Origin of the sequence: Streptomyces sp. NPDC016459 (assembly GCF_040632845.1) — a bacterium.
Taxonomy (GTDB): Bacteria; Actinomycetota; Actinomycetes; order Streptomycetales; family Streptomycetaceae; genus Streptomyces.
Genome location: NZ_JBEYCR010000008.1, coordinates 235,614 through 253,222 on the forward strand (window position 1 = coordinate 235,614; position 17,609 = coordinate 253,222).

Sequence of the window (17,609 nt, forward strand, 5' to 3'; positions counted from 1 at the left end):
CGGTGGTCAGTGCGCAGCGCCGCGTCCAACGGGAGAGTCAGGACAAGGACAAGGGTGGCGACCCGTCCGGGCATGGGGTCATCCGTGCAGCTCGCCTGCTCGCGTTCTCCGGGCAGGCGCTACACAGCCGAGCTGCGAGCGGCCCCACTCCCGCTATGACCGCGATCGCTAGCCGCCCGCATTCCGTTCCGCGATCCGCAGATTGTCGGCGATGTCCACACGCACCGGATGCCCGATCGGCAGGCCCGCGCTCTGGGCGTAAGCCCGGCGCAGGACCGTGAGGCCGTCGCGGCGGAGGCCTGCGGCGAAGAGGGTCGAGCCGAGGGTGTTGGCGGTGGTGAGGGTGGATTCGTGGGCTGCTCCGAGCCGGCGGGCGCGGCGCTGCCACGTGTCGTCGAGCACCGCGACAGCCTCGGAGACGTCGCCCTGGATGGCCAGGGCCGCGCCGAGGTTGTGGGCGCAGTCGAGGGTCGCGGGGGCGTCCGGGCCCCAGGCGCGGGCCGCACGGTCGGTGGCCTCGCGGGCGACCTGCGCGGACGCAGCCGCCCTGCGCTGTTGGTAGAGGGTGGAGCCGAGCAGGTCGAGCAGACCGATGGTCTCCTCGTGGTTCGCTCCCAGCTCCGCCTCGCAGTCGGGCAGCAGGCGGCGCAGAAGCACCTCCGCCGCGGCGAAGTCGCCGGTGTCGAACAGGACACGCGCCGTGCGGAGCTGCCGACGCAGGCCGGAGCGGTTCGGGCCTTTACGACGCCACACGACGCCCCCTCGCCCACGGCGTCGTCGCCGTGTCGCAGTTCCGGTGGTGCGGCCAACCATCGTATAACCGCCGCACGTTGCTCAGGAAGGGCGCGGGCTCGGGCCGCGCCGCGGTGCCACTTTGCTGTTCGGCTCTGCGACGGAAGGGGCGGTGCGTCCGTATGACGGTGTCGCGGGCACCCTCCGCGAAGGTGTTTCCTGTCAGAACGGGCAGTCGCTGACGTGTGCCAGGTGCTCGTCGCCCGTGATGTACACGTTGTTCACCCAGCCCCAATGCCGGCTCGGTGACTCCAGGTAGGTCCACCACCGACTGCTGTAGCCCGAGTCGCTGATGAGCTCTCCCTGCTTCTGGCAGTAGGCGGTCACGGTGGTCTGGGACACCGTCGCCACGACCTGGCAGTTCTGACGGGAGGGGAAGGTCTTGCACTGCTCGAAGGGGGCTCCCGAGGCGGCATTGCGGACGTTGACTCCGGTCGCCCACACGTGGACCTTCGTGAAGTCCATCGCCGCCGAGGCGGCGGCGGGCTGCGCGGTCGCCGTCGCGGTCGCGGTCGCGGGACCGGCCAGTGCCGCGGCGGTGACGAGGAGGGCCGTGGTCAGCCCTCTGGACATGCGTGGTGACAGCTTCGTCATGGTGGAGGCCTCTTCCGGCGTTGGTCGCGGGCGGCGGGTGCCGCGCCGTTCACACCAGCGACGGGAGGTGGGCGCCTCTCGTATGAGTACGGTGCCGCAGCGCTCGTCGTAGGACGGCTGCCTCAGGGCCCCGGAGTGTCCCGTGGCTCCGGGAGCTCCAGCGCTTCGCGGGTGCCGAGCCGATGGAAGATCTCGTACGCCTCATGCTCGAACTCGCGTCCCGTTCCGGTCTCGCCCTGGGCCAGTGCGGCGCGGGCCAGGTCCCGCAGGGTGCGGGCACGCCACAGCGGCAGTTGCAGCTCGTCCCACAGACCCAGGGCCCGCCGCAGGGTCTCGGTCGCCGTCTCCCAGTCGGACGCGACGAGGTGCCACTCGCCGATGGTGCGCAGGACGAGCGCCTCGCCGAACATGTCCTGACGCTCGCGGGTGATCTCCAGACACCGGTCGAGCCGCTGCCGGGCTTCGGCCATCCGGCCCTGCCGGAACTCGACCTTGGCCAGGGACTGGCTCGCGTACATGACGCCGAAGGCGTCATCCGTCTCCTCGAAGATGGCGAGGGACTGCCGCAGGAGGGGCTCCGCACCCGCAAGGTCACCCCGCGCCCGGTGACACAGGGCCAGTGAGCGCAGCGCGAGCGCCTCGCCGTGCCGGTCCCGGGCGGTGACGTACAGGCGGTGGGCACGCGAGAGGGCCGCCCACGCCTCGTCGTCGCGGCCCTGTTCCCGGTGCACGTACCCGATGCCGTACAGCACATGGGCCATGGACGTGGTGTCCTCCGGCTCCCGGTACTGTTCGAGCGCCGAGGTCAGCAGGGGCAGCGCCTCGTCGAAGCGGGCCTGTTCGCGGCGGGCCGCACCCATTCCGGCCCGCGCGTCCGCGCAGCCGATGCGTACGGATCGCTCCTCGAACAGCCGCAGCGCCAGGGCGAAGAACGCGTACGCCTCGTCGAAACGGTCCTGCTCCAGGCGGAGTTGACCGAGACCGTTCAGCAACCAGGCTTCACCCTCGACGTCCCCGCCACGGCGTACCGCCGCCAGGGCCACGTCGTGGGAACGGGACCAGGCGTCGAAGCGGTTGTAGAGGGCCACGGAGGCAGCCATGAGGGTGGCGGCGAGTTCGCGGGCGGCGTCGTACATTCCGTGGTCCGCGCAGTGGATGACGGCGGCCAGCAGACACGGCTGCTCAGCGGCGAACCACGCGGCCGGCTCGTCCGTCAGGTGGACCCACGCCTCCGTCGGCGGGGCCGACCCGTCCGAGACCTCCGCGCCCCAGCCCGCGACCTGCGCCGACCCGCCCGAGAGGTGCACCGCCCCGTCGGCGCCCCGCGCGGCCCCGCCCGTGACCTGCGCCGACCCGTCCACGGCCCGCGCCAGGTCGCCCGCGCCCCGCAGGGCCCCGTCCCCTACCCGCGCCGGCCCGGCCGTCGTGGTGACCGGCAGGAGCCGGGAGGCGCCGCCCGGGCCGTGGGCCGCCGCGACGCGGGCCATGGCCAGCCAGCGGGCGACCAGTCTGCGAACCGCCGCCTCCCGTTCCTCCCTGGCCTCGTCGGCCAGACAGCGTTCCCGGGCGTACTCGCGCGCCAGATCGTGGATGCGGTAGCGCGTTCTGCCCGTCTCGTCGGTGGCCACGACCTCCACGAAGTGGCAGTCCACGAGTTGTTCGACCGCGTCCTCCGCGTCGTCCTCGCTCACGTCCAGGAGCGGCCCGGCGACCCACGCGGCGAAGTCGGGCAGATCCATCAGGGCCAGTCGGCGCAGGGCGCGCTGCTCCTGCTTGTCCAGGTCCGCGTAGCCCAGTCCGAGGCTCGCGCGCACTTCCAGGTCGCCCGCCTGCAGTTCGTCCAGTCGGCGGCGCTCGTCCCTCAGGCGCGACGCGAGCCGCGCCGGTGTCCAGTGGGGGCGGGCGGCGAGACGGGCACCGGCGATCCGGACGGCGAGCGGCAGCCGGCCGCACAGCGCGACGATCTCGGCGGCCCGGTCGGGCTCCAGGGCGGGCCGTGCCGGACCGGCCACGCGGGCCAGCAGGTCCAGAGCCTCCGTCTCGGACGGCACTCCCAGATCGAGGTGGGCGGCGCCCTCCAGCGCGATCAGCCGGCGCCGGGCGGTGATCAGCACGGCCGAGCCGCCGCCCGGCGGGAGCAGCGGGCGCAGCAGGGCCTCGCTGACGGCGTTGTCGAGGATGAGCAGGACCCGGCGACGCGCGATGTGGGTGCGGTACAGCCCGAGGAGGTCCTCCTCGTCGCGTGCCGGGCTTTCCGGGTCCACCCCGAGGGCGCGCAGCAGTCGGGCCAGGGCGTCCGCGGTCCTTACCGGCTCGGAGTCCGAGGCCCGCAGGTCCACGAAGAGCTGTCCGTCGGGGAAGAGCGCGGCGGTGCGATGGCCCACGTGGACGGCCAGGGCGGTCTTGCCGGTGCCCGACCGGCCGGAGATCACCCCGATGGGCGGCGCGGTGCGCAGTGGGTCGCGCACCTGCTCCAGAAGGGCGGTCGCCCAGGCCGTTTGCCCGGTACGCCCTATGAAGTCGGCGACGTCGGGTGGAAGTTGGGTGGGCGCCGGATGACCGGTGCCGTCGTGGGACCGCTCGGAACGGCGGGGCGCCGGTGTGTCCTCGTCCGAGCGCGGGGGAACCACCGCCGGTGCGGGCACGGGTCCCTTCCCGGCGGGTGCGGCCTTTCGGGCAGCCGGCGCTCCCAGCACCGTCGTGTCCGCCCGGAGCAGGGCCTGGTGCAGCGCGCGCAGTTCCGGGCCGCAGTCCACGCCCAGTTCCGTACGGAGCAGACGGCGGCCCTCGTCGTAGCAGCGCAGCGCGTCGGGCATCCGGCCGGCGCGGAACAGGGCGGTCATCAGCTGGCCGCGCGGGCGCTCCCGAAGGGGGTGGGCGGCGACGTGGGCGACGAGTTCGGAGACGAGGTCCGTACGCCGGTCCAGGTCAAGTTCGACGGAGAAGCGGAGTTCTGCCGCCTCGAGCCGGAGTTCCGTCAGGCGCATCGCCTCGACACGGGCGAAGGACTGACCGAGCCCTTCTAAGGCGTCCCGGCCACGCCACAGGCGCGACGCCGCCTGCAGGATCTCGACAGCCTCCTCGGCCCGCCCGGCGGCGGCCGCCTTCCGGCCGGCCGCGCACGCCTCCTCGAAACACCGGGCGTCCACGGCGGAGGGCGGGAACTCGGCGACGTAACCCGGGGAGCGGGTACGGATGGCCTCCGCGCCCTCCGTACCGGCCAGGGACCGGCGCAGTCCCGAGACGTGCGAGGCGACGAGCGCCCGCGCGGTGGCGGGCGGCTCCTCCTCCCAGACCAGGTCGACCAGCCGCTCGACGGACAGCACCTCACCGAGATGCACGACGAGGGCCGCGAGGATCACGGTCGGTTTGGCGCCGTTCAGCGCGATCCGGCGGCCCCCGCTCACCACCTCGACCGGACCCAGAAGGCAAACGTCCACCGTGTCCCCCGATTTCACGTTTCCGCAGTCGGGGCCAATTTATCGGCCCCCGCGGACACTCACGCCGGACATCGGACAGCTGGTTTCACAGCTGGCCAATGTGGCCTGCGGGGTGGCCGGAACCCATCAGGTCTGCCGGTGCGGGTGGCCCGTTCCCGGCGCTGCATCCGTCCTGCAGAGGATCTGCATCGATCCTGCATCGCCCGCCTCCACGCTGTGAGCGTGACGGACATCATCCTTCTCTCGGACCCCCGGGTCGCCGCCACGCGTGTCATCGAGAACGGTGACCCCCTGGTCGACGCCCGGGAGGTCGCCGCACTGCGGGTCGACACGCGGCAGACCGACCGCGACGGCTCGTACGCCCATCTCAGGGCCGACGTGCTGCGCCGGCTCCTCCTCGCACAGGACGCGCTGCCTCCGGGCATCCGCCTGCTGATGGTGGAGGGCTTCCGGCCGCCCGCCCTGCAGCGCCGCTACTTCGACGAGTACGCGGCGACGCTGCGCGCGGCGCACCCGGACGCCGGAGCGGACCGGATCCGCGAGCTGGCCAGCGCGTACATCTCGCCCCCCGAGGTCGCTCCGCACGTCAGCGGCGGCGCGGTGGACCTGACGCTGTGCACGGACGACGGTGCCGAACTGTCCCTCGGTACGGAGGTCAACGCCACCCCCGAGGAGAGCGAGGGCGGCTGCCGCACCGCCGCGCTCAACATCGCCGCCGACGCCCGTGCCAACCGGGCGGCGATGGTCCGGGCCATGACGGCCGCGGGGTTCGTCAACTACCCCACCGAGTGGTGGCACTGGTCGTACGGGGACCGGTACTGGGCGCTCCTGACCGAAGCGCCGTCGGCCAAGTACGGTCCCGCCTCCCTGAGCCCAACCACAGTCTGAGACAGCCGGACCCCGGGGGAACACCGTGGAGAACACCCGCATCGCGACGACGATGACCACGTCGTCCAAGACCTCCTGCACCACGACGCCGAGCACGACCACGAGCACGACGACGGCGGCCTTCACCGACCACATGACCGCCACCGAGTTCGACGAGGCGTTCACCGCCCTGATGCCGAGGCTGCGGCGCAGACTGCTGGCCCTGACCGGCAATCCGCACGACGCCGACGACCTGCTGCAGGAGACCTACCTGAGGCTCTCCCGCCGGGCACGTGCCCGCACCCTGACGCGTCAACAGCAGCCGTACGCCTACACCTGCGCGGCGGCACTGAACCTGCTGCGCGACCTGTGGCGGCACCCCTCGCGTCAGGAGCGCTGCACCGACCGGCTGCCGGAACACGGCTGGGACGGCGGCTTCGCGAGGCGGGAGGCCGAGGCCGTGACGGCCGCGCTGCTGCGCGGGCTCTCCCCCAAGGAGGCGGCGGCCGTGATCCTGGTCGACATCGAGGGCCTGACCCACGACATGGCGGGGGAACGGCTCGGCGCCCACCGCGGCACGGTCCAGCGCAACCGTATGCGCGGCCTCGCCAAGATCCGCGCCGCTCTCGACACCTAGGAACCGGCCGCCGCAGGGCCGCCTCCACGACGACCACCCACGACCACCGACGACCACCCACGACCACCCACGACCGCCGACAACCACCGACAGCAACCGGCGACACATACGACGGCAGCAAGAGGCAGCTCAACCGGCTACCGAACGCCGCCGCCCCGTACAGCACCCGCGCACATCGCACCGACCAACCAAGGGGGAACCCCATGCACCGCACCAACCGCACTCTCGCGACGGCGGGAGGGCTGCTGCTTGCCACCGCGTTGACATGTACCGGTACGGCGATGGCCGCCTCGTCGCCGGTCTCCTCGACGGCCGTGGCCGCCGACTGCCGTCCCCTGGCGGACGCGCCCGCCCAGGCACAGGCGATCGTCAACGCCGCGTGCTCGCAGATCGGGGTGCCGTACTCGTGGGGCGGCGGTTCCGTCCACGGGCCGACGTACGGGCAGGATTACCCCGGCGGCGGCCCGGGCGCCCACGACAGCCAGGTGAAGGGCTTCGACTGCTCGCACCTGGTGCAGTACGCGGCGTGGCAGGGAGCGGGCATCGCCCTGCCGGAGGGCACGTGGAACCAGGCGAGGTGGAGCGGTGCCACCGCCCGGTTCACCCGCGCCCAGGGGATCGCTCCGCTGCAGCCTGGCGATCTGCTGCTGTGGGGGACGGACCCGGCCAACCTCGGCAGCGTCCACCACATCGCCATCTACCTCGGCAACGGCAAGATGATCGAGGCCCGGGAGTCCGGAACGCTCGTGATGGTCAGTGACGTACGGATCAACTCCCAGTACGCGGGGGCCCTGCGCATCGCCGGCGCCGAGCAGCCGCCCACGGGCACCAAGCGGTTCATGACCTGGGGCACGGATGTGAGCCTGCGTCCCGACCCCAGCACCCGGCAGCCTCCCGTGGGCCGGCTGCCCGGCCCCACGGCCGTGGACGTGCTCTGCCAGGCACGCGGGGAGTCGGTCACCGCCGAGGGCTACACCAACGACGCCTGGTCCTACCTGCCGAAGTACAAGGCCTGGATCTCGAACATCTACATCAACGACCCGGCGGCCTGGCTCCCCGGGGTTCCCACCTGCTGATCCACGGGATCGGCATCCCAATTCCCCCACACACCCGACACCGCTCACACCCGACATCGCTCACAGAGGAGACTCCGCCATGCGCACACTCCCGCGCACCAAGTCCATCGGCCTGCTCGTCGCCACGGTCGTCGCGGCCGGGCTGGTCCCGCTCGCGGCCGGCACGGCCGGCGCCACCCCGGTCGCCGCAGCCGCGGCCACCGGATCCTGCCCGACCGCCGGCACGGTGACCCAGTGGTACCACTCCGGGCACGACGGCGTCGACATCGCCAACAACCGCGGTACGCCGATCTACTCCACCGGGGCCGGCACCGTCATCGTCTCCGGCACCGCCAGCGGCTACGGCCAGTGGATCCGCATCAGGCACGACGACGGCACCGTCACCGAGTACGGCCACATGTACGAGCGTCTCGTCTCCGTGAACCAGCGGGTGAACAGCGGTCAGCTGATCGCGCGCATGGGCTCCGAGGGCCAGTCCACCGGGCCGCACCTGCACTTCGAGGCGCACGCCTCCACGGCCAGCACCCGGGGCATGGACCCCGTCCCCTACCTGGCCGCGCGCGGTGTGAACCTGCCGTGCACCCCGGGCAGCGGAACGCCCGGCACCAACTTCACCACCTGGGGCACATCGGTGCGGGTGCGCCAGGAGCCGCGGCTGAACGCGGCGGTCGTGCGCACGCTGACCGGGCCGACTGCGGTCTACGTGCAGTGCCAGACGCGCGGCGACTCGGTCACCGCCGAGGGATACACCAACGACGCCTGGTCCTACATCCCGGCGCTCGGCGGCTACATCACCAACATCTACATCGACCACCCCGACTCGTGGCTGCCGGGGGTGAACCAGTGCTGACCGTGCCCCTGAGCCGTCTCCGCGCCGGTACGAAGGGCGCCGCGGCGGTCGCACTGGCCGCCGGGCTGCTCCTCTCCCCCGCCCTCACCTCGTCCGCGCAGGCCGCCGACTCGGCGCCCTGCACCCCCGACCCGGACTACAGGGGCATGTTCCGGTGCCCGATCTGGGGCTCGAACGTCAACCTGCGGTCCGCCCCGGATCCGCAGGCCCCGGTCATCGCCACGTCGCCCGCCGACGGCTTCCTCAGAGTGCAGTGCCAGGTCAAGGGCGGCCGTGCGACCTACGGCGCCTATTGGCACACCTGGTGGGTCAAGACCCCGGCGGTGGGCATGGCCCCGTCCGCGTACATGAGCGAGATCTTCCTCGTCGGAGGCGGCAACGACGAGCGGGACTCGGGTCTGCCGAACTGCTGAGCCACGGCCCGCGCCGACCGGATGCCCCCGGGACCACGACAGGTTCCCGGGGGCATCCGGCGTTCGGGCTCCCGTACGGACCCCCATACGGACTCCCCTCCGGGTGCTCATACGGCACGGGACGTATCCCCGTCCTCCGTGTGGTGCGAGCGACGCGTCTCCGCCTCCGCCTTCACCTCCACCACCTCCCTCTCCCCCGATTCCGAGGACGACCATGATCACCTTGAACAGCGCACGGGGCGCGGTGCGGGCGGGCGTGCTGACCGCCGCCCTCGCCGCGCTCCTGTGCACCACCGCGACCACCGCCTCCGTCGCGTCCGCCGAGGCTCCCTCGCCGCGCCCGGCAGCCGCGCAAGCCGACGTGCCGGCCGGGGTGACGGCGGGCGTCGCCGTCTTCGACCGGCAGACCAGCACCTTCACCGAACAGCTGAACACCGCCACGCAGTTCAGGTCCGCGTCCGTGGTGAAGCTGCTGATCGCCCTGGACGTGCTCTGGAACCGCAGCCCCGACGCCCTGTCGGCCACCGACCGGGCCCGGATCGACACCATGCTGCGCGGCAGCGACGACACGGCCGCGAGCACGTTCTGGTCGAACAACGGCTCGGGGGCGATCATCGACCGGATGGTCACCCGGCTCGGCCTGACGGACACCGCCCGGCCGCCGTCGACCCACCCCGGCTACTGGGGCTACACGGCTCTCTCGGCCCGTGACACCGTGAAGATCTACCGGCATCTCCTGGACTCAGCCCCGGCGGCGACACGCGACTACCTCCTCGGCGACCTGCGGCAGTCCACCCGCTGCGCCACCGACGGCTACGACCAGCACTTCGGCATCGCCGGCTCCTTCAACCGCCCCTGGGCCGTCAAGCAGGGCTGGTCGGGCTTCAGTTCGGGCGGCTGCACGACGCCGACCACGACGGCCGCCGCCAAGACCGCTGAGGCCGCTGAGGCCGCTGGCGAACCGGCGGGAACGGCCGGCGCCCGGACGTCGGCGGGCGCCGAGGCCGTGGACCTCTCCCGTCCGGCACTGCACACGACGGGTGTGGTGGGTGCGGGTGACCGTTCCATCGTGGCCGTCTTCACCCTGCACCCCAGCGGAACGCCCTACGGCAAGGCCTACACGGACATCGGCCGGCTGACCCGTTCGCTGAACGTCCCCGGCGCCTCCCGCCCCGCCGGCACATGGATCGGTACCTGGGGCAGCGGGGTGCGGGTCCGTACCCAGGCGACGACCAGCTCCGGGGCGATCACCACACTGCCCGCCGGAGTCGAGGTCCTGGTCGGCTGCCAGAAGCGCGGCCAGCAGGTCAGCCAACCGCCCTACGTCAACGACTGGTGGGCCCACCTGCCCCAGTACAACGGCTACATGACCAACATCTATCTCAGCGTGCCCGAGAACCAGGTGCCCGGAGTACCGGTCTGCTGAGCGGGCCGGGGGAAACCGGCCGGGGCTCATACGGCGAGCGCCGACTCGCCGTCCCGATGTGAGACAACCTTCGATCAAGGAGAACTGAGATGAACAAGCGTGCACTTGGAGCCCTGGCCGCGGCGGCGGCGATCACCGGCGTCCTGGGGGCCGCGCCGACGGCCTCGGCCGCAGAGGTTCCGCCGGGCTGCGACAAGGGCTACTTCTGCATCTACTCGGGTGACTACGGGACGGGTCGGCTCGTCCTGAAGTCGGACGGCAACTGGTCGGGCAGTGTGACCGGCCGGTCCATCTTCAACAACGGGGCACCCTTCCCCGGCTTCGACCACATCCAGGTCGAGTGGCAGGGCAGCGGCAGCGGCTCGGAGTGCGTTCACTACTACCCCGGCCCGGGCCACTACGGCCTCACCTTCCACTACGACGTCGTCATCAACAAGGTGACATGGCGCGGAGAGTGCTGAGGCCCGTATTCAGAAGTGATCCTCTGAGCTCCTCGTGAGCGGTGTGCGCCGAGTTCCTGCGGGTCCACACAGCCCGGTGGGCCGGTCTGCGGCCTCCCCGGCGAGACACCCAGGCATGGATCCGGGCGCTCGGATGCGCGGCCGCATCGCAGGCCGCGGGCTGTCGCCGCTTCGGCGTCGGCCTGTCGGCCTTGGGCACCGTCCTTGACGGACACCCCGTCCGCCGCCGGCTCCGCGGCGGTGAGAGCGGTGCAGCCATCCGGGCCCGCCCCGCCGCGGCCGGTGTCACCCTGCCCCGATGGACTGCGGGATCCGGGCCAGCCATTGCTGCCCCTGCCGACCCGTTCCGGCGAGCTCCGCCTGCACAGCTGGCGGAGCTCGCCGGAATCAGGCCCGGGCGGCGCCGACTCGTCGCCAGTCGGCCGACACCCGGCGCTCCGCAGGTGTTCCTTCAGCGGAGGGGTGAAGGTCAGGGCGCGGACTCCATGGAAGCCACTCCCCCGTCCGGCCTCGCTGGTGACGGCCCCCTGCCGATTGCAGGGGGCTGCCCACTGATGAACCGTCGATGTGAGGAGATTGGACCGCTGGTCAGGGGAGTGGCTGCATCGACCGGAGCCGGTCGGCGATGTCATACACCGACAGCCGCAGCCCGCGGACATCGCGAATCAGTGCCTCCCACGGCTCGAAGTCGTCATCGACACTCGCTCCGGAAGCCCGGATGTACGCCACCGCCACGCCGTACGCGAAGAACGCGTTGCGGGTCGGCAGGGGCCGCAGCAGTACCAGGGCATCCAGCAGCGCCGCGGCGCGCCAGTAGGCATCGGGCTCGCCGGCGTCGAGACCCGGGGTGTTCACCTTGTGCCGTGCGACGGCGGCCACCAGGCCCGACCAGTCACGGACACCGAGCTCCTTGCCGAGCAGTTCCTCCTGGCGGTCGAGGAGCCACCGGAGGTCGACGTGCAGTTCCAAGGTCAGGCCACCCGGCGTGCGGCATCTCGGGGGGCCGGGGCGTCGTCGGGGAACGCGGCATCGAAGGCCTCCGCGATGCCCGGCCGCCCGGTGACCTCACGGAACACGGCGGTCGCCCGGGTCAGCTTCAGGTGGTTCTCCTCCTGGACGGCCAGGTCCGCCAGGAACGCGCGCAGGCTCATACCGTGCGCCTCGGCGACGGCGGCCAGCCGGTCCCTCGTCTCGGAGCTGACCTTCACTGTGGTGTCTGCCATGCTCCGAGTATGCACCGATAGGCACCCTCATGAATACCGGTTGCCCGTGAAGCGTCGCCACCGGCCGGACGAGCGGTGGCACCGCTCGTGCGGCGAGGCTGACCGCGCGCAGTGAAGGGATGGGCACCCCCGTCTCCGACCTCCGCCGACAGACCGTCGCCGACAGCGAGGGGCTGTCCAAGTGGCACGCTGCGGCGCGCTCTGGCCGCCCGCCTGCCACCTCCGCACGGTGTTCCCGCTCGCCAGCGGTGTGCGGAGCGCCGCCGGCGCGAGGATGCACGAGGCGCGCTGGGCATCGGCTGTGTATCCATCGGGGCGGCCCGAACGACGACGGTGCGGTCAGGTGGCCGCGTCGAGGAGGTGGGCGCCGTTGTTGCGGACGTTGTTGACGGCCGTGGAGACAGGCCGGGCGTCGAGCCGGCCGTCGGCGGGCTGGATGAGCAGGGCGCGGAGGTCTTCGATGTCGTGGTGGCGGGGGTCGAGCCAGGCGTCGTAATGGACGGGGCTGAGGGCGAGTGGCATGCGGGGGTGCACGCGGCCGGCCGCGTCAGTGGCCTCGGTGGTAAGGATCGTGCAGGTCGTCAGCCAGGCGTCAGGGTCGTCGTTGTCCGTGACGTCGGGGTTGCGCCAGTACTCGTAGAGCCCCGCCATGGCCATCACCTGACCGTCGGCTGGGTGGATGAAATACGGCTGCTTGCGGGTCTTGCCCGTCGCCTCGTCCTTCACCGGGTCCCATTCGTAGAAGCCGTCGGCCGGCAGCAGGCAACGGCGTTTGGCGAAAGCACGCCGGTACGCCGGCTTCTCGTGCACGGTCTCCACGCGGGCGTTGATCATCCGGGAGGCGACCTTGGGGTCCTTCGCCCACGAGGGCACCAGCCCCCACCGCAGCGCCCGCAGCTGGCGGCGCACCTCGTCGCCGTCGTCCCGCGCGGTGCGTTCAAGGACCGCGTAGACCCCGTCGGTCGGGGCGACGTTCCAGCTGGGCGCCAGCGTCTCGTCAGGGTTCCAGTCGGTGACCTGGAAGAGCCGGGTCAGGTCCTCGGGACCACGGGTCGAGGCGTAGCGGCCGCACATGAGGCCACTGTGTCACGGGGACGCCTCCGTCGGGGCGCTCGGGTCCCGGGCGCTGGAGGCGTCCGCGTGACGACGGTGCGCGGCCTCCCCGGGCCCGGGGCCCTGAGGACCCGGGCGGCGCAGCCGGCGACGAAGGGGTGCCGGGATCAGTCGGTCTCGATGCCGCGCGCGGCGAAGACCTCCGCCGCGTCCGGCACGGCCAGGACGCCGTCCTCCACGAAGGTGACCTCCCGCAGGTTGGGCAGCAGGACGAGGTCGTCGAGGGAGCGGACGTCGAACAGGTCGTCCTCGCCGTCCCAGGCGGGGGCGCAGTGCCGGAAGACGTCCGCCCCGGCGTCGAAACACAGCTCCTCGACGCGGGCGAGCAGCTCGGCCGGGATCTCCAGGTCCTCGAAATGAGCCCGGGACTCCGGCAGTACCTCCGCGTGGAGGTCGTTCTCCAGGACGTAGGACGTGGGGTCGCCGATCCCCCGCTCGGCCAGTCGCGCGGGCAGGTCGTAGACCGGGAGGAGCGGATCGGGGCCGTACATGAGCTCCTCGATGACGAGGAGCTTGAGGTTGAAGTCGCGGAATCGGCTCATGCGACATGAGTACCACGGGGGTACGACACGGGTGACGACACGGGTCCGGCGCCCGGCCCCAGGTCGGGCAAAGGAAGACGGTGGCGGGCCGGGCCCCGGCCCGGCCCGGCCCGCTCAGCCGTCAGAGGCTCAGTCCGGCCAGCCTGCGCCGGTCGAGCGGGGACGCACGGCGATCGAGGCGTTGTTCGAGGAGGTGGCGGGCGGTGTCGCTGTGGCCCGCCTCCACCAGCGCGTACAGGAGGGTTTCCTCGACGACCTCGCGCTGCGCCGCGCTACCTCCGACACGGCGCAGTGAAGGCAGCAGTCCGCGCAGTTCCCGCACCGCGGTGGCCCATTCCTCTTCGAGGACCGCTTCCAGCGCGCTGCAGAGCGGGACGACGACCTCCCGCTGCACCGGGTCCGCGCCGGCCGCGTGGGTGCGCAGGCGGCGGAGTGCGGGGAGGTCGCCGGCGGCGGTGAGGGCGACGGCGCTGTGGAGGGCCGTGAAAGCGGTCGCGGGACGTTCGACGAGATCGCGGGCGACGGTGTCGAGCACTCCGTCGACGGGGACGCGGCCGGCCCAGCTGCGGGACATGCGGGCCCTCCACAGCAGGGAGCCGGAGTCCACGAGGGCCCGCACCCCGTTGACCTGGCCGGGCGCGAGCTGGGCGAACCAGCGGCGGCGTACAGCCGCAGAGTCGTCGAGGGCCAGTTCGTGGAGCGCCACGTGCCAGGAGAAGTGTGCCCGGTGGACGGCGCCCCGCCCCTGGCCCCCGATCCAGCCGTCGAGCCAGTCCCGGCCGGTGCGGTGCTCACCGGACTCGTAGTGGACGTGGGCGAGGGCGTGCACGGCGTGCCCGGAGGCGGGCTGTGCGGCGAGTGCTGACCGGGCGAGTTCACCGGCCTCCTCGATCCTTCCTTGCTCCTGCCGGACGAAGGAGAGGAGTGAGGTGTGGAACCAGTGCCCCTCGTAGGCGGACGCGGTCCGCTCCACCAGATCGAGGGCGAGTGTGCCGTCGAGATCCGTGATGCCGGAGAAGGCGATGGTGGGAACGGCGATGCCGAGCACGAACGCGTCGGCGGGGAACCGGCCGAGGTGGTGGATGAGCGCGGTGTCACCGTCGCCCGTTCCCTCGCCCACGGCGCCCGCGTGGGCTTCGCGGTCCCTGATGCGGCGGGTGACGACGTCGACGAACGACCGCTCCCGCTCGTCGCCGCGTTCCCGCACGCTGCGCTGGGCGTCCGCAAGCTCCCGGGCGACGTCGACGTCAGCTCCGCACTCGTGACCGAGCAGGGCGAGAGCGGCGTGCCCGAGCGCGAACCCGGGGTCCAGTTCGGTGGCGCGCGCGAACGACTCCGCCGCCTTCGCCCGTACGGTGATCACCCGGGTGAGTCCGCAGCGGAAGGACGCCGCAGCCGCGGCATGGGTGGACAACGGCAGCCCGAACTGGTCGGTGGGCCGGCGGCGTACCGGCCGGGGAGCACTGGTGAGCGGCTCGAGTACGGCTTCGGCGACCTCCTCGGCCTGGATACGGATCTCGGGGATCGCCGTCGTCTCCCACAGTTCGCCTCGGCGGGGCGCGCCCAGCGTGAACAGCGGCCGCTTCAGGCACCCCTGGGCGTCGAGCAGCCTGCCGCCCTCGGTGGACACCCCGATGCCCAGCGGTCCGGGTACGGCGAGGCCGTCGGACAGCAGCCCGCTCCACAACGGATCGCCGCCGGCGTCGGCCCGCAGCCCCGGCCCCGTACAGTCCACCACCCAGCCCACGCGCAGCTCACGCCCGTCGGCGAGGGAAACGACCAGGCCACCGTCGTCGCACGGTCCCGCGGCGGTGACCCGGCCGGCGTGGACCTGGAGCCTGCGGGTGGCGCGTGCCCGGGCGATGGCCTCGGCGGTGGAGGGTGCCATGCGATGCCGGTGCACGTTCCACGGGGTGGCGTCACGGCCGAGGAACTCCGCCCGCTCGTCGTGGGTGAGGCCCTGCCAGAGCCGTACGATCTCCGGCCTCAGCCCGTCGAGTGCGGGCCGCCAGTCGCCGTGGGCCCGCCGCGTGGCAGCGAAGTGCCGCATCAACTCCCTGCGGAGGCGGTGGAACGGGAGAACCGCGAGCCCTGGCGGCGGCGGTACGGGGGGCAGCGGGGCGACCGCGTGCGGCTGGGGCAGCAGCCCGCTGCGGGACACGGCGTGCACCGTGCGGCCGGGACGGTCGAGGGTGAGCGCGAGATCGACGGCGGTGAGACCGGTGCCGACGAGGAGGACGTCGTCCGACTCGCCTACGGCGTCGAGCGCGCCCGGCATCCAGGGGCGGGGGACGAACCGGTCGGAGGCGACCAGCTCGGGCGGAGCCCAGCCGGCCCGGCCCGCCGCGGGCCCGGTGGCGAGGACCACGCTGTCCGCCGTGATCGTGCCACCGTCGGCGAGCCGGAGCTCCAGGCGTTCCCCGGCCGCGTCGGCGCATCCGGTCGCCCTGGTGCGCAGTCGCCGTACGGAGACCGTGCCGTGCGCCCTGATGGCGGCTCGGCCGAGCGTGTCGGCGAGATACGAGCCGTAGCGGTACCGGGAGACGAAGTCCGCCGCGGTGACGGTGGATTCGCCGTGACGACAGAGCCAGCGCCGGAAGTGGCCCGGATCGTCCGGGTAGCAGCTCATGCCGCCGACGGGCACGTTGAGCCGGTGCTCGGGTACCTCGGTGGCGTACGCGGTGCCCCGGCCCGCCTCCGGCGCGGGGTCGACCAGGACCAGATCGAGCGGGATACGGCGTCGGCCCGCCGCTTCGCACAGCTGGACGGCGGCGAGTGCGCCGGCCGCGCCCGCGCCGACGACTGCCACGGTGGTGCGAGGGCGGGCGGACTCGGCGGACGGCGAGGACACGACAGGTACCACGGAGACCTCCGGACCAGAGCTGGGTACTGCAGGCCAATGTTCACTATGTCGATGGACAAAGTGGAGTGGCAACGCCGCTTCCGGACAACAACGCCGCGACGGCATCCTGTTGACGAGCCCGCGAACGCCGCTCCAGGTCAGGTTCCCCCCCACTCGTGAGACATTGAGTCCGTGAGGATCTCAGCACGAACGGACTACGCCATCCGGGCCATGGCCGAGTTGGCCTGCTCGTCGGACCGGCCCCTCAAGGCCGAGGACATCGCCGGACGCCAGGACATCCCCGTCCGCTTTCTCTTCGTCGTGCTCAGCGACTTGCGGCAGGCGCGTCTGGTGCGAAGCGTGCGCGGCCCCGACGGTGGTTACATCCTCACCCGACCGCCCGCGGAGATCACCCTCGCCGACGTCATCCGCGCGATGGACGGGCCGCTCGTCAGTGTGCGGGACCTGAAACTGACGGGCCTGGAGTACCAGGGTGCGGCGGCTCCCATGCCGGACGTGTGGCGTGCGGTGCGGACGAGTCTGCGCCAGGTACTGGAGAGCACGACCCTCGCGGACCTGGCGACAGGCACCCTGCCGGATCTCGTACGGGACCGGGCCCGCGACTACAACGACGACGTGCGCACGTACCCGTAGCGTCTGTGGCCGTTCGGCGTCCCGCCGCCTACGCTCACGGGTGTGCTGTCCCCCACCGAACCTTCTGAGCCCCGCGGGCCCGTCGGCGGCGGCCGACCGCGCCGGCTGTTCGTCCTGCGGCACGCCAAGAGCGCCTGGCCGGAAGGCGTCGCCGACCAGGACCGTCCGCTCGGCCCGCGCGGACTGCGCGACGCCCCGGCCGCGGGGCGCTTCCTGGCCGAGACGGACGGACTGCCCGACCTCGTCCTGTGCTCCCCGGCCCGGCGTGCCCGTGACACCTGGAAGCTGGCCGCCGCGGAGCTGGAGAGCCCTGTGCCGACCCGCCACGAACCGCGGCTGTACGGGGCGGACGGCCCAGAACTGCTCGATATCCTCCACGGCGTACCGGACGAGGTCGCCACCTTGCTCCTGGTCGGGCACAACCCGGGCCTCGAGGATCTGATCCTCCTTCTCGCGACCAGGGCGGTCGGGGACGGCATGGACCGTGTACGGACCAAGTTCCCGACCTCCGCGATCGCCGTCCTGACCTGGTGCGGCACCTGGAGGGACCTCCGTCCCGGCGAGGCGCTCCTGGCGGACCTGGCGATCCCTCGCGGAGCCCGCGACTCGTCCTGACGGAGTTGCGTCCACTCGCCGGGGCGCTCGCCACCTGCGGTGAACGCAACAGGAATGCGGCCGC

At 72.4% G+C, this 17,609-nt stretch carries 17 protein-coding genes; 9 read left to right on the forward strand and 8 right to left on the reverse strand.

Annotation, left to right across the window (positions count from 1 at the left end; translation table 11 throughout):
• Nucleotides 1-168: 168 nt before the first annotated feature.
• The 3 genes from ABZ567_RS21310 to ABZ567_RS21320 all read right to left on the reverse strand — a co-directional run bounded on the left by ABZ567_RS21310 (nucleotide 169) and on the right by ABZ567_RS21320 (nucleotide 4,793).
• Nucleotides 169-753 (reverse strand): tetratricopeptide repeat protein, encoded by a 585-nt coding sequence (locus tag ABZ567_RS21310; protein WP_360792206.1) that lies wholly within the window; start codon nucleotides 751-753, stop codon nucleotides 169-171.
• A gap of 201 nt (nucleotides 754-954) precedes the next feature.
• Nucleotides 955-1,386, reverse strand: coding sequence for a hypothetical protein (locus ABZ567_RS21315; RefSeq protein ID WP_360792208.1), 432 nt, complete (start codon nucleotides 1,384-1,386; stop codon nucleotides 955-957).
• Between the two features lie 122 nt (nucleotides 1,387-1,508).
• Nucleotides 1,509-4,793 (reverse strand): BTAD domain-containing putative transcriptional regulator, encoded by a 3,285-nt coding sequence (locus tag ABZ567_RS21320; RefSeq protein ID WP_360792210.1) that lies wholly within the window; start codon nucleotides 4,791-4,793, stop codon nucleotides 1,509-1,511.
• Nucleotides 4,794-5,048: 255 nt separating this feature from the next.
• Between ABZ567_RS21320 and ABZ567_RS21325 the strand changes: the two genes are divergently transcribed.
• From ABZ567_RS21325 to ABZ567_RS21355, 7 genes are all read left to right on the forward strand, one after another.
• Complete coding sequence (locus ABZ567_RS21325; protein WP_360792212.1) at nucleotides 5,049-5,714, forward strand: M15 family metallopeptidase; 666 nt, start codon at nucleotides 5,049-5,051, stop codon at nucleotides 5,712-5,714.
• A gap of 133 nt (nucleotides 5,715-5,847) precedes the next feature.
• Nucleotides 5,848-6,330 carry an RNA polymerase sigma factor gene (locus ABZ567_RS21330; protein ID WP_360792338.1) on the forward strand — a complete coding sequence of 161 codons (483 nt, stop codon included), beginning with the start codon at nucleotides 5,848-5,850 and terminating at the stop codon, nucleotides 6,328-6,330.
• Between the two features lie 203 nt (nucleotides 6,331-6,533).
• Nucleotides 6,534-7,406 carry an NlpC/P60 family protein gene (locus tag ABZ567_RS21335; RefSeq protein WP_360792214.1) on the forward strand — a complete coding sequence of 291 codons (873 nt, stop codon included), beginning with the start codon at nucleotides 6,534-6,536 and terminating at the stop codon, nucleotides 7,404-7,406.
• A 79-nt stretch (nucleotides 7,407-7,485) separates the two neighbouring features.
• Nucleotides 7,486-8,256, forward strand: coding sequence for a M23 family metallopeptidase (locus ABZ567_RS21340; RefSeq protein ID WP_360792216.1), 771 nt, complete (start codon nucleotides 7,486-7,488; stop codon nucleotides 8,254-8,256).
• Entirely contained in the window at nucleotides 8,250-8,669 is a 420-nt protein-coding gene (locus ABZ567_RS21345) for a hypothetical protein (protein WP_360792218.1), read from the forward strand. Before ABZ567_RS21340 ends, ABZ567_RS21345 begins: the two co-directional genes overlap by 7 nt.
• Before the next feature lie 223 nt (nucleotides 8,670-8,892).
• A complete protein-coding gene (locus ABZ567_RS21350) occupies nucleotides 8,893-10,095 on the forward strand; it encodes an SH3 domain-containing protein (RefSeq protein WP_360792220.1) in 1,203 nt (400 codons plus the stop codon).
• 89 nt (nucleotides 10,096-10,184) lie between these two features.
• Nucleotides 10,185-10,556 (forward strand): peptidase inhibitor family I36 protein, encoded by a 372-nt coding sequence (locus ABZ567_RS21355; protein WP_360792222.1) that lies wholly within the window; start codon nucleotides 10,185-10,187, stop codon nucleotides 10,554-10,556.
• A 588-nt stretch (nucleotides 10,557-11,144) separates the two neighbouring features.
• Here ABZ567_RS21355 and ABZ567_RS21360 read toward each other — a convergent pair.
• From ABZ567_RS21360 to ABZ567_RS21380, 5 genes are all read right to left on the reverse strand, one after another.
• Nucleotides 11,145-11,525, reverse strand: a complete 381-nt coding sequence (locus ABZ567_RS21360) for a toxin Doc (RefSeq protein WP_360792224.1) — start codon at nucleotides 11,523-11,525, stop codon at nucleotides 11,145-11,147.
• Between the two features lie 2 nt (nucleotides 11,526-11,527).
• Nucleotides 11,528-11,779, reverse strand: coding sequence for an antitoxin MazE7 (locus ABZ567_RS21365; protein WP_360792226.1), 252 nt, complete (start codon nucleotides 11,777-11,779; stop codon nucleotides 11,528-11,530).
• 339 nt (nucleotides 11,780-12,118) lie between these two features.
• Nucleotides 12,119-12,853: an SOS response-associated peptidase gene (locus ABZ567_RS21370; RefSeq protein WP_360792228.1), complete on the reverse strand. Its 735-nt coding sequence runs from the start codon at nucleotides 12,851-12,853 to the stop codon at nucleotides 12,119-12,121.
• Between the two features lie 146 nt (nucleotides 12,854-12,999).
• Nucleotides 13,000-13,434 (reverse strand): hypothetical protein, encoded by a 435-nt coding sequence (locus tag ABZ567_RS21375; protein ID WP_360792230.1) that lies wholly within the window; start codon nucleotides 13,432-13,434, stop codon nucleotides 13,000-13,002.
• A 121-nt stretch (nucleotides 13,435-13,555) separates the two neighbouring features.
• The gene (locus ABZ567_RS21380) at nucleotides 13,556-16,243 is read right to left on the reverse strand and encodes an FAD/NAD(P)-binding protein (protein WP_360792340.1); all 2,688 of its coding nucleotides are present in this window, start codon (nucleotides 16,241-16,243) and stop codon (nucleotides 13,556-13,558) included.
• 225 nt (nucleotides 16,244-16,468) lie between these two features.
• Between ABZ567_RS21380 and ABZ567_RS21385 the strand changes: the two genes are divergently transcribed.
• A complete protein-coding gene (locus tag ABZ567_RS21385) occupies nucleotides 16,469-16,930 on the forward strand; it encodes an Rrf2 family transcriptional regulator (RefSeq protein WP_360792232.1) in 462 nt (153 codons plus the stop codon).
• 42 nt (nucleotides 16,931-16,972) lie between these two features.
• Nucleotides 16,973-17,545, forward strand: a complete 573-nt coding sequence (locus ABZ567_RS21390) for a histidine phosphatase family protein (protein ID WP_360792234.1) — start codon at nucleotides 16,973-16,975, stop codon at nucleotides 17,543-17,545.
• Nucleotides 17,546-17,609 lie beyond the last annotated feature (64 nt).

What these genes read in the sequence shown, in the direction of transcription:
- ABZ567_RS21355 (WP_360792222.1), top strand. Translation starts at nt 10,185, where the DNA reads ATGAACAAGCGTGCACTTGGAGCCCTGGCCGCGGCGGCGGCGATCACC.
- ABZ567_RS21365 (WP_360792226.1), bottom strand. Translation starts at nt 11,779, where the DNA reads ATGGCAGACACCACAGTGAAGGTCAGCTCCGAGACGAGGGACCGGCTG.
- ABZ567_RS21340 (WP_360792216.1), top strand. Translation starts at nt 7,486, where the DNA reads ATGCGCACACTCCCGCGCACCAAGTCCATCGGCCTGCTCGTCGCCACG.
- ABZ567_RS21315 (WP_360792208.1), bottom strand. Translation starts at nt 1,386, where the DNA reads ATGACGAAGCTGTCACCACGCATGTCCAGAGGGCTGACCACGGCCCTC.
- ABZ567_RS21335 (WP_360792214.1), top strand. Translation starts at nt 6,534, where the DNA reads ATGCACCGCACCAACCGCACTCTCGCGACGGCGGGAGGGCTGCTGCTT.
- ABZ567_RS21375 (WP_360792230.1), bottom strand. Translation starts at nt 13,434, where the DNA reads ATGAGCCGATTCCGCGACTTCAACCTCAAGCTCCTCGTCATCGAGGAG.
- ABZ567_RS21330 (WP_360792338.1), top strand. Translation starts at nt 5,848, where the DNA reads ATGACCGCCACCGAGTTCGACGAGGCGTTCACCGCCCTGATGCCGAGG.
- ABZ567_RS21370 (WP_360792228.1), bottom strand. Translation starts at nt 12,853, where the DNA reads ATGTGCGGCCGCTACGCCTCGACCCGTGGTCCCGAGGACCTGACCCGG.